Source organism: Pseudomonas sp. fls2-241-R2A-110 (genome assembly GCF_030209165.1).
GTDB lineage: Bacteria > Pseudomonadota > Gammaproteobacteria > Pseudomonadales > Pseudomonadaceae > Aquipseudomonas.
Window position 1 is genome coordinate 15601 of record NZ_JARVSN010000020.1, and the last position, 11708, is coordinate 27308.

General features: G+C 60.9%; 10 protein-coding genes. 2 read left to right on the top strand and 8 right to left on the bottom strand.

The features are described 5' to 3' along the window. Positions 1–82: 82 nt before the first annotated feature. The 4 genes from QRN31_RS16780 to QRN31_RS16795 form a co-directional block, all read right to left on the bottom strand. Positions 83–1786, bottom strand: coding sequence for an AMP-binding protein (locus QRN31_RS16780; RefSeq protein WP_285433225.1), 1704 nt, complete (start codon positions 1784–1786; stop codon positions 83–85). Positions 1787–2137: 351 nt separating this feature from the next. Continuing rightward, positions 2138–3388 carry an OprD family porin gene (locus QRN31_RS16785; protein WP_285433227.1) on the bottom strand — a complete coding sequence of 417 codons (1251 nt, stop codon included), beginning with the start codon at positions 3386–3388 and terminating at the stop codon, positions 2138–2140. Between the two features lie 184 nt (positions 3389–3572). Next, positions 3573–5222 (bottom strand): cation acetate symporter, encoded by a 1650-nt coding sequence (locus QRN31_RS16790; protein ID WP_285433229.1) that lies wholly within the window; start codon positions 5220–5222, stop codon positions 3573–3575. After that, the gene (locus QRN31_RS16795; protein WP_259150004.1) at positions 5219–5548 is read right to left on the bottom strand and encodes a DUF485 domain-containing protein; all 330 of its coding nucleotides are present in this window, start codon (positions 5546–5548) and stop codon (positions 5219–5221) included. The genes QRN31_RS16790 and QRN31_RS16795 overlap by 4 nt, the downstream gene beginning before the upstream one ends. A gap of 395 nt (positions 5549–5943) precedes the next feature. On the opposite strand from QRN31_RS16795, the gene QRN31_RS16800 reads away from it, so the two are divergent. Continuing rightward, positions 5944–6894, top strand: coding sequence for a LysR family transcriptional regulator (locus QRN31_RS16800; protein WP_285433294.1), 951 nt, complete (start codon positions 5944–5946; stop codon positions 6892–6894). Positions 6895–6962: 68 nt separating this feature from the next. After that, the gene (locus tag QRN31_RS16805; protein WP_285433231.1) at positions 6963–7991 is read left to right on the top strand and encodes an AraC family transcriptional regulator; all 1029 of its coding nucleotides are present in this window, start codon (positions 6963–6965) and stop codon (positions 7989–7991) included. An 80-nt stretch (positions 7992–8071) separates the two neighbouring features. Here QRN31_RS16805 and QRN31_RS16810 read toward each other — a convergent pair whose 3' ends face one another. The 4 genes from QRN31_RS16810 to QRN31_RS16825 all read right to left on the bottom strand — a co-directional run bounded on the left by QRN31_RS16810 (position 8072) and on the right by QRN31_RS16825 (position 11536). Then, the gene (locus QRN31_RS16810) at positions 8072–8995 is read right to left on the bottom strand and encodes a transporter (RefSeq protein ID WP_285433233.1); all 924 of its coding nucleotides are present in this window, start codon (positions 8993–8995) and stop codon (positions 8072–8074) included. 101 nt (positions 8996–9096) lie between these two features. Beyond that, on the bottom strand, positions 9097–10287 hold the full coding sequence (gene acmB / locus QRN31_RS16815) for a methyl acetate hydrolase AcmB (RefSeq protein WP_285433235.1): 1191 nt from the start codon (positions 10285–10287) through the stop codon (positions 9097–9099). 194 nt (positions 10288–10481) lie between these two features. Next, complete coding sequence (locus QRN31_RS16820; RefSeq protein ID WP_285433236.1) at positions 10482–11186, bottom strand: metallophosphoesterase; 705 nt, start codon at positions 11184–11186, stop codon at positions 10482–10484. A gap of 143 nt (positions 11187–11329) precedes the next feature. Next, complete coding sequence (locus QRN31_RS16825; RefSeq protein ID WP_285433237.1) at positions 11330–11536, bottom strand: hypothetical protein; 207 nt, start codon at positions 11534–11536, stop codon at positions 11330–11332. Between the last annotated feature and the right edge of the window lie 172 nt (positions 11537–11708).

An 11708-nucleotide genomic window follows, 5' to 3' on the forward strand; every position in this document is an offset into this window, starting at 1 on the left:
CTTTGAGTCGAGAGAGGCCCCTCGGCCTGTTTGGCCGAGCGGTCGCGTGTGAATTCAGAATGGCCGGCGAACCGGCCGGGGTTCAGCCCTTGAGCTGAGGGAAGTCTTCTTCGAAGTGCTCTTGCGGGCCGCGTGTATCACTTTGTCGGCGCAACACTTCCATCTGTCGCAGTTCCACCCGGCGGATCTTTCCGGAGATGGTCTTGGGCAGTTCGCTGACGAACTCGATACGGCGCACTCGCTTGTAAGGCGCCAGGTGCTCGCGGGCGAAGGCGAGGATATGGCCGGCCAGTTCGGCGCTTCCGGGTTCGTCGTGAGCCAGGATCAAAAACGCCTTGGGCACGGCCAGGCGCAGCGGGTCCGGGCTTGGCACCACGGCCACTTCCATCACCGCCGGGTGTTCGATCAGCGCGCTTTCCAGCTCGAAGGGACTGATGCGGTAGTCGGAGGCCTTGAACACATCGTCGGCGCGGCCGACAAAGGTGACGTAGCCATCCTCGTCGATCTGCGCGGTATCGCCGGTGCGGTAGAAACCGTCGCGCATCACTTCGGCGGTTTTTTCCGGGCTGTCCTCGTAGCACAGCATCAGGCCAAGCGGACGCACGTCCAGTGGCAGGGCCACTTCACCCTCGTTGCCCGGCACTCCGTCGGGGTCAAGCATGGTCACTTGGTAGCCCGGCAGCGGACGGCCCATGGAGCCGGGTTTGAGCAGTTGGCCGGGTGTGTTGCCGACCAGCGCGGTGGTTTCCGACTGGCCAAAACCATCACGCAACGGCAAGTCCCAGGCATGCAGGATCTGCTCGATGATCTCCGGGTTCAGCGGTTCACCGGCGCCTACCAGTTCGCGCAGGTTCAAGCGCTCTTTGTAACTGGCGAGGTCCTCCTGGATCAGCATCCGCCACACGGTGGGCGGGGCGCACAGGCTGGTGACGCCGTAGCGCTCCAGTGCGCCGAGCAGGGCCGGGGCGCTGAAGCGCGCGACGTTGTGGATGAAGATGCAGGCGCCGGCGTTCCACGGTGCAAAGAGGCAGCTCCACGCATGCTTGGCCCAGCCCGGTGACGAGATGTTCAAGTGCAGGTCGCCCGGCTGCAGGCCGATCCAGTACATGGTCGACAGGTGGCCGACCGGGTAGCTCTGGTGACTGTGCAGCACCATCTTCGGTTTGGAGGTGGTGCCGGAGGTGAAGTACAGCAGCATCGGGTCAGTGGCATAGGTGCGACCCTCGGCTTCGAACTGCTCGGAGTATTCGCTGGCGGCGCTGTGCGGGGTCCAGTCGGCGGGGCCCGGACCGACGCAGATGCGGCTGCAGCCTTCACCCAGGCCGACGAACTTGTCGACATGGGCGCCGCCGACCACGAGGTGGCGAACCTGGCCGCGCTCGATGCGGTCGCTCAGGTCATCCGGGGTCAACAGGGCGGTAGCGGGAATGACCACGGCGCCGATCTTGAAGGCGGCCAGCATGGTTTCCCACAGGGCGACGTCGTTGCCGAGCATCAACAGGATGCGTTCGCCACGGCGCACGCCAAGGGCGCGCAAATGGTTGGCGACCTGATTGGAGCGCAAGGCCAGTTGCTCGAAGCTGTAGCGCTGTTCGCTGCCGTCTTCTTCAACGATCCACAGGGCGTTGGCCTGGTTGCCTTCGGCCATCGCATCGAAGTAATCCAGCGCCCAGTTGAACTCGTTCAGCTGCGGCCAGCGGAAGTCCCGCGTGGCAGTGGCGTAATCGGTACGGTGGGCCAGCAGGAAGTCTCGAGCGGCGAGGAAGGGTTGGCAGTTGCTGTTCATTAAAGTCTCCATCGATCGCGGGGGCGATCGGCGCGGTATCGGGTACGGGAGGTTCAGGCGGCGAGGGTGGCTTCGCTGCGGGGAGCAACGCGTACGGGGCGCGTGCAGGTACCAGAGAGCGGGGAGACGGCGGCAAGCAGGGATGTTTTCACGGTGTATGCCCTTGTTTGTTTTTGTTGGGTCTGGCCCGGTTCATGACCAAGCGCTTGAGCCCAGTATATGCATGCAAAAATCAATAAAAAATGCTCATAAAAACCGGTGCGTTGTGCAAAAAAATCATAGGTGTGAAGGGATGGATGGGTGCCACTCGCACCGTCAGGGGATACGAGCGGCCCCGGCTTTACAGGGGATTTACCAGAGCGGCAGGGTGTAGCTAACGATCAAGCGGTTTTCATCAAGGTCGCTGCCGAAGTTGGTCGAGCGCACCGTCGCGTTGCGCCACTTCAACCCGACATTTTTCAGCGGTCCGCTCTGCACGACATAGCCAATGTCGGTGTCGCGTTCCCATTCCTTGCCTTCCGGGCGGTTGGCGCCCAGATCGATGTTGTCGCCGGTGAGGTAGCGCGTCATGAAGGTCAGGCCCGGTACGCCGATGGCGGCAAAGTTGTAGTCGTAGCGCGCCTGCCAGGACTTTTCGTCCTTGCTGGCGAAGTCGCCGATCTGCACGAAGTTCACCAGGAAGGCGTCGGTGCCGTTGACGTAGGCGTAGCCGGTGTCGCCGCTCATGCTTTGATAACCCAGCCCGAACGCATGCCCGCCGAGGTTGTAGGTGAACATCGCGCCGATGGCGTTGTTATCGACATTGCTGCCGCCATCGTCCGTGGACCGGGCATAACGCAGGTCGGTCTTCAACGACTGGCCCGTGGTCACCGGCAATACGTAGGTCAGGTTGACCAGGTGCTGGCTGTAGAAATTGTCGAGGTGACCGTAGCTGTAGCCGGTGGCGAGGTTGCTGGTCCATTTGTAGTTGAGGCTGGCGAAATCAAAGCTGTCGCTACCGAGATGACGCGTCGTAATGCCCTTGGCGCCGGTGCGGGTGATGCCCATGTCCTCGTAATCCGAGGAGTCGCGCTGATTGACCTGGGTCAGGCGCCCGGCGTCCATGGTCAGGCCTTCAAGTTCCAGCGACGTCAACTGACCGCCCTTGAAGGTTTGTGGCAACAGCCGTGAATCGTTGGCCAGCACGGTCGGCAGTTTCGGCAGCAGCGTGCCGAGTTTCAGCGTGCTTTTTGAGGCGCGCAGTTTGGCGGTCAGGCCCAGTTCGCCGTACTCGTCCTGCGCACCTTTGCTCGTGTCGCGATGGCGTTTGAGCAAGCCGGAACCTGCGCGATCAGGGCTGGAGTCGAGCTTGACGCCGACCAGTCCGATGGCATCGAAACCGACGCCGATCAAACCGTCGGTGAAGCCCGATTCATAGCGCAGCAGGAAACCCTGGGCCCATTCCTCTTGTTTCGATTGAGGGGCGTTGGCCTGGCGATAATCCCGGTTGAAGTAGAAGTTGCGCAGTTCCAGGCTGGCCTTGCTGTCTGCGAGGAAGTCCGCATGGGCTTGGGTGGCCAGGCTGGTGCCTGCCAGGAACAGGGTGAAAAGGCTGGGTTTCATGGCGTGTCTCTTGTTGTTATGGGTCAGTGTTTTTACGAGCAAGCCGATCCCGCACTGACCGGGGCCAGTGGAGGGAAGGCTTGTTGAGCGTGCCCAGCGCGGGGCGGCGCTGGGCGAGAGTAAAAAAGCGCGGTGCTAAGGGGCGAACTCGCGCTCGGGGCACAGACCCCGTAAAGCTGGAGCGTTAGTGACTGCTGGCCATGGCAGCGCCCAGGCCTGTCTGGGCACGGACGAACTGATCGGCATAAGCCGCGCGCTCTCGGTTGGCGCGCTCGCTGCGGTCCAGCTTGGACGCGACCACGATGACCAGGAAGGCCAGCGGCATGGAGAACAGCGCCGGCTGGTCGTACGGGAAAATCGCGTGGGCATGGCCCAATACGCCGACCCACACCGACGGCGAGCCGACGACCAGGCCCAGCGCGCTGATCAGTCCCGTCAGGCCGCCGTAAACGGCGCCTCGGGTGGTCAGGCCATCCCAATACATGGCCATGATCAGCACCGGGAAATTTGCAGAGGCCGCAATGCCGAACGTCAGGCCGACCAGGAACGCGATGTTCTGGCCCTCGAACAGAATGCCGAGGGAAATCGCGACAATGCCCAGGCAGACAGTGGCGATGCGCGACACACGCATTTCCTGCTTCTCGTCGGCCTTGCCCTTTTTCAGCACCGAAGCATAAAGGTCGTGAGAGATGGCCGAGGCGCCGGCCAGGGCCAGCCCGGACACCACGGCAAGGATGGTGGCGAAGGCCACGGCGGAGAGGAAGCCGAGAAACAGGTTGCCGCCCACCGCTTTAGCCAAGTGCATCGCCACCATGTTTCCGCCGCCGATCATGGCGCCGCCGACCTTGCCGTCGACATAGTACTGAGGGTCTGTGCCGACGATGACGATGGCGGTGTAGCCCAGAATGCAAACTACGAGGAAGAAAAATCCGATAAACACCGTGGCGAACAGCACCGATTTACGCGCCTCCTTGGCATTGGGCACGGTGAAGAAGCGCATCAGGATGTGTGGCAGTCCGGCGATGCCGAAGACCAGTCCGAGGGACAGCGATACCGCGTTGATCGGGTCGGCGAGCAAGGTGCCCGGGCCCATGATCTGCACGCCGCTGGCGTGTACCGCCACCGCTTGGGCAGCCAGTGTCTCGAAGCTGAAGCCGAAGCGACTCAATGCCATCAGCATCAGGGTGGTGCCGCCGCCCAGCAGCAGAACTGCCTTGGTGATCTGCACCCAGGTGGTGGCGAGCATGCCGCCGAAGATCACGTAGACCAGCATCAGCAGACCGACCACCACCACCGCCGTGCGGTAGTCGAGGCCGAACAGCAACTTGATCAACTGGCCGGCACCGACCATCTGCACCACCAGGTAACAACACACTACTGTCAGCGAGCCGAGGGCGGCGAAGCTGCGCACGCGGGTTTGATCCAGGCGCAAGGAGACGATGTCGGCGAAGGTGTAGCGGCCCAAGTTGCGCAGGCGCTCAGCCATCAGGAAGGTGACGATGGGCCAGCCGACGAAGAAGCCGATGATGTAGATGAATCCGTCATAGCCCTTGGTGAACACCAGGCTGGAAAGGCCGAGCAACGTGGCCGCCGACATGTAGTCACCGGCGATTGCCAGGCCATTCTGAAAACCGGTGATACCGCCACCGGCGCTGTAGAAGTCGGCAGCGGAACGCGTGCGGCGAGACGCCCACCAAGTGATCAGCAACGTGGCAAGGACGAAGACGAAGAACATGCCGATGGCATGCACGTTGAGCGGTTGCTTCTCTGCGATGAGGGTGTCGGCGTTGGCCAGCAGAGGGCAAAGGGCGAGCAGGGCGGTCAGGCGTTTCATGCGCGAGTCTCCTGGAGGATCTGCGCGCTGAGCGCGTCGAAGCGGGTGTTGGCGGTGTACACGTACCAGGCGGTCAGCAGCCAGGACAGCAGGATTATCGTCGCGCCGATCGGCATGCCGAGGCTCAGATGGCTGCCGTCGTACAGCGGCAGACGCAACCAGGCAGGGGCGAAGGCCACGACCATGATGTAGCTGTAATAGACGGTCAGGACCGCGCCGCTCAGTGACCAGGCCAACAGTGCGCGCTGGCGAGTGAGGCGCTGGAACTTGGGATTGGCCCTGACCTGGTCGCAAGTCAGGGCATGGTTCGGATGGTCGGTCGTCATGGTGAGGCTCCGCATTTAATTGTTTTTGTTTGTCGGCCTTTTTAGGGGCGTACGGGTACCCGGGCGACGCTCCGAAAAGGGACGCCACCTGAATGCTGGTGCTGGAGTCATTGCCGCCCGGTTGATCCTGCGCAGGCGGGAAAAAAGTGGATGGCCCATGGGTGGTGCCGGAGGTCTGCGTGCTGTCGCGCGGACCCTCGGCGTGCCTTGATTTTGCTGACGTGCAGCCGCGTATCTACGGCATGCAAGCCGGTGTTAAACCGTGCACTTATCCCGTCAGCCCTGATTATTTTGGAGGGCTTTTCTGGCTTGAAAACGATGCTGGTCAAGCTGGGTTGAATGCGAGTATATGTTGGCAAATTTCCAATATGTATGGGCAGAAAAGCCTGATGAATATGCAAAAACGCACAACGCAAACTCATTTGAATTGGGACGACATGCGCTTCTTTCTCGAAGTCGCCCGTGCCCGCACCGCCAGCGGTGCCGCCCGCCGCCTGGGAGTGGACTACACCACGGTGTCGCGACGCATCCGCGCCCTCGAACACAGTCTGGGTGCCTTGTTGTTCGAGAAATCCCGGACCTCGGGTTTCGTCCTGACGGTGGATGGGCAGCGTCTGGTCGGCCATGCCGAGTCTCTGGAAAGCACGTTGCTGGCAGCCTGCGAGCAGGTTTCCGGAACCACCGGAGGGCTCGCCGGGCATCTGCGCATCGGCTGTACCGAAGCCTTCGGTTCCTGCTTCGTCACTGCGCAAATGAGCCACTTCATCACTCACTACCCGCATATCTCGGTGGACATCCTGCCGGTCCCGCACTTCGTCAACCTGTCGCGGCGCGAAGCGGACATCGCCATCACTCTGGAGCGACCCGAGCGCGGTCCATACGTGTGCTCGCGGCTGTGTGACTACCGCCTGCGTTTGTATGCGACACCGCAATACCTGGCCGATCATCCGCCGATTGCCAGTCGTGAGGATTTGGCCGGTCACCCGTTCGTGACCTATGTCGAGGACCTGGCCTTCAGCTTCAAACTGCTCTACCTGAACGACCTGCTGCCTGGCGCGCACAGCCGCTTGCGCAGCACCAGTGTCGTTTCCCAGTACCACGCAGCGCTGGAAGGACGTGCGCTGGCCATCCTGCCCTGTTTCCTCGCCGGCCCCGACCCGCGCCTGTGCGAAGTGCTGCCGGATCAGGTGGAGGTCACTCGCCAGTTCTGGATGTACTACAGCGAGGACCTGCGCAAGCTCAAGCGGATCACCTTGGTGGCCGACTACCTGCGCGCGTGTGCGGAGCTCAACCAACCGCTGCTGATGGGCGAGTCGAAGGTGATGGCTTACCTGTCGACACCCTGAGCTTGCGCTCTGTTCCGGCCCGGAAACGCATTAACCCGACCCTAAAAAAAATAAAAACAGGTGTCTTCATGCTTCTCGATCATGCGTTGTTAATCGATGTCAGTGGCAAGCCGATACGCCAGCACCACAAAAATTTTTCAACCGAATGGGATGAGATTCGCGACTGGTCGGATCGGGTTTATATGCCCTATCGCGTGACCCCCACAGGGCGCGTCAACAAGCCCCGCGCGACCATGCATTCATCCAGGATTGGCGAGTTGACGCTGACGCGTTTTGCCTATGGCGTGGCGGTGAGCGTCGATGAGTTTTCACCGCAAGCCGGCAATGCATTACTGCTCACGACCCTGCGCGGCAATGCCCGGCACTGGGGGCAACGTTCGGTCACTGAAGACACGGCAGTGGGTCAATCCTTCATTGCCGATTGCAGTCGTGTCGACTACCGGATCGACCTCGACGCGGATCACCTGCAGTTGAATCTGACCATTCCTCATGGGGTTCTGGAACAGATGGCACAGCAGTGGTTCGGGTTCGTGCCTGACGATCAGTTCTGGCGACACAAGTGCGTCATCGGCGGCGTGGGTTCGAGCTGGCTGAGCTTGCTGGAGTACACGGTCCGTTGTGTTGCCGAGGCTCCCGAACAGATGGCTGAAGGGCGGATGGGGGCGCACCTGGAGCACAATCTTTGCGTTCATTTGCTGCAAGAGTGGGCCCGTCGCGCGGCGCAAGCAGGGCTGGATTTCAGTAGCCCGATGAACCGCATCGCACCCCGTTATGTCAGGGCTGCCGAAGAGTTCATGAGTGCCAATGCCGCGAGCCTGCCGACGATGGCAGAGGTGGCCAGCGCGGTCGGGACCAGTGTGCGGGCATTGAGTGGGGCCTTCTCACGCTTTCGCGGAATGACGCCCGGCGCCTTTTTGCGCGAACAGCGGCTGCTGGGGGCGCAGCGCGATTTATTGGCGACGGATCCGGATTCCGGCACCACCGTTTCGGTCATCGCCTTTCGCTGGGGTTATCTGAACCTGGGTGAATTTGCGGGGAGCTATCGCAAGCGTTTCAGCGAGTTGCCCTCGCAAACCTTGCGGCGCCGACTGCGCTAGTGATTTGACGCGTGACAAGGGCACCGAGAGTGGCGTGTGATCCGCGCTCGGTGCCCAGGATTCCAGCTATTTGCTGCGGGTCAGAACACCCACAACAGACGCAGGTTAACCCGCTGGTTTTCCTTGAAACCGTTGTCGACCGAGACGTCCTGGCCGTAATTGACCAAGGCCTGGAAGGTAGGGGTTAGCCAGTACGATCCCCCGACACGGTACTTGCTGGTGTTGGGTTCATCGTGCTGACCCTGACCGTCCAGGCGCGTTTCTCCGCCCCACAGTTGCGACGCACCGACGTGCACCGACAGCTTGGGTGTCACGGCGTACCTCAGGTAAGTCTGGGCTTGCCATTGCGGCTTTTGACGCAATGTCAGGCCTTGACTGGTGTAGTCGTCATTTTTGCCATAAACGGTCACATCGGCGGTGAGGTCCAGGGACAGCTTCTCAGTGAGGCCAGTCACATAGCCCGTCTGCACGATCATCCTCCAACGGTTTTCCCCCAGGTTGAGCGGATCGTTACGGTCATAGTTGCCGGTCGGCGCGATGAGGTAGGGCGCAATGCCCCAGTAACGGTTCTTCGCCGGATCATTCACCAGCCACAAGGTGGAGGCCAGAATCAGATCACCCACGCCATTGGCTTGTCCCAACGCGTCGTTATCGCGCGTTCCTTCCAGTCGACCGAACGGCAACAGGAACTGCGTATTGATGGTGTAGTCGCCCAATTGCTGGTAATTCGCGACGCGCACGATGCCGACATCCGAGTCGAGCCCCGCCTTGACTGCAACTTTGTGACCATCACTGTAAAGCTCGCGCCGCTGCGCATGTTGCAGGTAAAGCAAGCCGATGTTGCTGCCGGCGGGCAGCGCAGCAGCGTATTCGCCGGCGTCGACATCGATGGCCTGGGCATTGCCCGCCAGAGTGGCGAGGACGAGGCCGGCACCGATTGTTGACGTGTCAAACCCGCAGGCCATGAATCGAGCGCGCGCAGGGGTACGTGTGGAGATCTCCATGGGTCACCTGTTTTGTTCTTGTTGTTTTCAGAGAGGGGACGGTGTTCTTGCACCATCGCCTGGAGCCCGGGCGGGCTCTCATGCGACTTGAATCGGGTCAGCTACTGGCGGTGGCTCAGATAGCGATAGGCGCACGTTTCGAAATCCAGATAAGCGCTGGACGAAACAGGGTCTGCGAAGGGCAATATCTGGGTGGCCCAAAAACCACCGATGCCGTTTTTGCGGTCGATCCAATAGTAAAGATTGGCCAGGCCAGCCCACGCCAAAGAGCCGGCAGGGCGACCGGTGGGGGCGTCGTGTTCGTTGACCATGAAGCTCAACGCCCAAGACTTGGGCATGCCCGGGAAAAACTCCGCGGTGTTGGAGATGCTCGGAATTACGCCGGGAAGGGCTTTGATTTTCAGGTTTTCAAGGCCGTTTTTTTCAGCGTAACGAACCGTCTCAGGCTTCAGGATCCGCCCGTGATCACCCTGTCCGTCGTTAAGCCAGGCGCGGATAAACAGGCAGTAATCCTTCACTGTCGAAAACAGGCCATGGCCGCCCATGTGCACTTCGGGTTCCTGCGGGAGGATGGAGCCTTCGATTGCCGTCAGCGATCCATTCTCTTCACGCTGGTGCATGCCGGCCCGTCGCTCGAGCATCGACGGGGTCAGGGTAAAGCCGGTATCGGTCATGCCCAGAGGCTCGAAAATCCGCTGGCGCATGACTTCACCCAGGCGCTTGCCGGTGATGGCCTCCACCACAAGACCGGCCCAATCCATGTTGGAGCCGTATTCCCACTGTTCGCCAGGCTCAAACAGCAACGGTGTTTTCAGCGCCGCCAGCGACCCGCTGATGATGCTGGGCTGGCCATGTTCCTGGACCAGTCTGTTGTAGTTTTCGTTGAAGAATTCATAACCAAGGCCTGCCGTGTGAAGCAGCAGCATTCGGGTGGTGATGTGTTTTTTGGGGGCGCGAAGCCGTGGCGTGCCGTCGGCATCAAACCCGTCGAGCACCTGCAGTTCGCCGATCATCGGCACATAGTCTTTGGCAGGCGCGTCGAGATCGAGTCGGCCTTCTTCGACCAACTGAAGCACTGCCGTGGCGGTTATCGCTTTGGTCGTGGAGAACATGGCGAACACGGTGTCGGTCGTCATGGCGCCTGGTTGACCGGACATGCGTAGCCCTGAGGCTCCCTCGTAGAGCAAACCGGCGCGCCCGGTGATTGCGGCGACTACGCCTGGGACGCGGTGCTGTCCAGCCGTGACGAGTTCGAGCAAGTGGTTGGTTGATGATGTGAAACCCGGATTCATTATTTTTATTCTCCTGAAACCCGATCCATAGTCCGCTCGGCTAGAGCCTATGGCGGGGCAGTGGTAGGACTGACTGGGCCGACGACCAGGGATGAGCGTCGGGCCAAGGGGAGAGTAAGAAAATAAAATCCGCGGGTTTGTCGGCTGTCGGCAGAGGGTGTCGGCGACAGGCACTTATTTAAGTGCCGTGCAGCTCAGACGGTTTCGAGCGTTGCAAGATTCAAAAGGGTGAAGTACCCAAGCGCCGGCCTCCAGCCTGCGGTGTCGATATGAATCACGTTGCCCAATCTGATGGGCTGCTGCAGCGGTGTGTGCCCCACGATTAGCGCACGCAGGCCTTCAACACCATGGCTCTCCAGCAGATCGATACGGCTTCGCGACCACATGATGCGGTTCTGCACCTGCCTCAGGCGCTGTTCGGATTCAGGGAATTGCAGTTCCTTGCGCAGCTGTTCCCATGAAGGGAAAGGGCAGTCGGCGTGCACGATGCCGATCAGGCCTTGTGCTGTTTCGACCTCGATGGCGATCGGTAGCCCGGAAAATTTCGCGGCGAACTGTTGGCGCTCCGACAGCGACAGCTTCGTAAACCATAAGCCGCCGTTGAAGATCCAGCTGTCGACGTCGCACGTATCGAAATGAACCACGTAGTCGTCATGGTTTCCACACACGGGGTGGAACCATGGCTTGTCCAGCCAATCGAGTGCATCCGGGCACTCGGGGCCGCGGTCGATCAGATCGCCCACGCTGAACAAGCGGTCGACCATCGGGTTGAATCGGGCCGCCTCCAGCGCTACCTGCAACCGGGTGAAATGGCCGTGAATGTCGCCGACGGCGATGTCTCGGCCGGCGGTGTTGGCGGCGAAGCGCTTTACGCGCGGCACCTCTGGCAATTCGCGCATGGAATACCTCGAGCGCCGTTTACCGGCGCGATGGTAGTCCATTGAGTTTAGGCCGCGTCGGCGCGAATCGCGGTAGAGCGCATCGGTGATTCGCGGGAGCGGTCACCGGACGGTGGGTGCCGCTCCTCGACGAACAGACGCTGTCAGAGCGAAAAGCCGCTGGATTGTCCGGCACCGTTGTCCTGCACTGCCGCAATAAGGTGCAGTGGAACGTGCGGGTGTTCATTGATCGACGGGATTTCAACGCTGCCCACGATGGAAAGTGGTCGCTCACTCAGTCGGATCGACTCTTGTGCCTTTGCCAGAGCCATTCTCGCGTGGTTCGCTGCGATTTCATTGAGAGTTGACACGTTACATCTCCGGTGACTGACCAAGCGTATCGCTGGCGTCCTTAAGCATAGATTGGGTTTTACCGCCGCGTCAGAAAGACGTCGTTGCGGGGCTGGCATGACCGCCATTGCAATCCCTGAGCCAGACAGGAGGGTGCGCAAGGCGTCAGATTTTTGTTGCCGACGAGTGGTA

Coding starts and splice junctions, on each gene's coding strand:
- QRN31_RS16800 (WP_285433294.1), top strand. CDS start 5,944: ATGCAAAAACGCACAACGCAAACTCATTTGAATTGGGACGACATGCGC.
- QRN31_RS16785 (WP_285433227.1), bottom strand. CDS start 3,388: ATGAAACCCAGCCTTTTCACCCTGTTCCTGGCAGGCACCAGCCTGGCC.
- acmB (WP_285433235.1), bottom strand. CDS start 10,287: ATGAATCCGGGTTTCACATCATCAACCAACCACTTGCTCGAACTCGTC.
- QRN31_RS16790 (WP_285433229.1), bottom strand. CDS start 5,222: ATGAAACGCCTGACCGCCCTGCTCGCCCTTTGCCCTCTGCTGGCCAAC.
- QRN31_RS16795 (WP_259150004.1), bottom strand. CDS start 5,548: ATGACGACCGACCATCCGAACCATGCCCTGACTTGCGACCAGGTCAGG.
- QRN31_RS16810 (WP_285433233.1), bottom strand. CDS start 8,995: ATGGAGATCTCCACACGTACCCCTGCGCGCGCTCGATTCATGGCCTGC.
- QRN31_RS16805 (WP_285433231.1), top strand. CDS start 6,963: ATGCTTCTCGATCATGCGTTGTTAATCGATGTCAGTGGCAAGCCGATA.
- QRN31_RS16820 (WP_285433236.1), bottom strand. CDS start 11,186: ATGCGCGAATTGCCAGAGGTGCCGCGCGTAAAGCGCTTCGCCGCCAAC.
- QRN31_RS16780 (WP_285433225.1), bottom strand. CDS start 1,786: ATGAACAGCAACTGCCAACCCTTCCTCGCCGCTCGAGACTTCCTGCTG.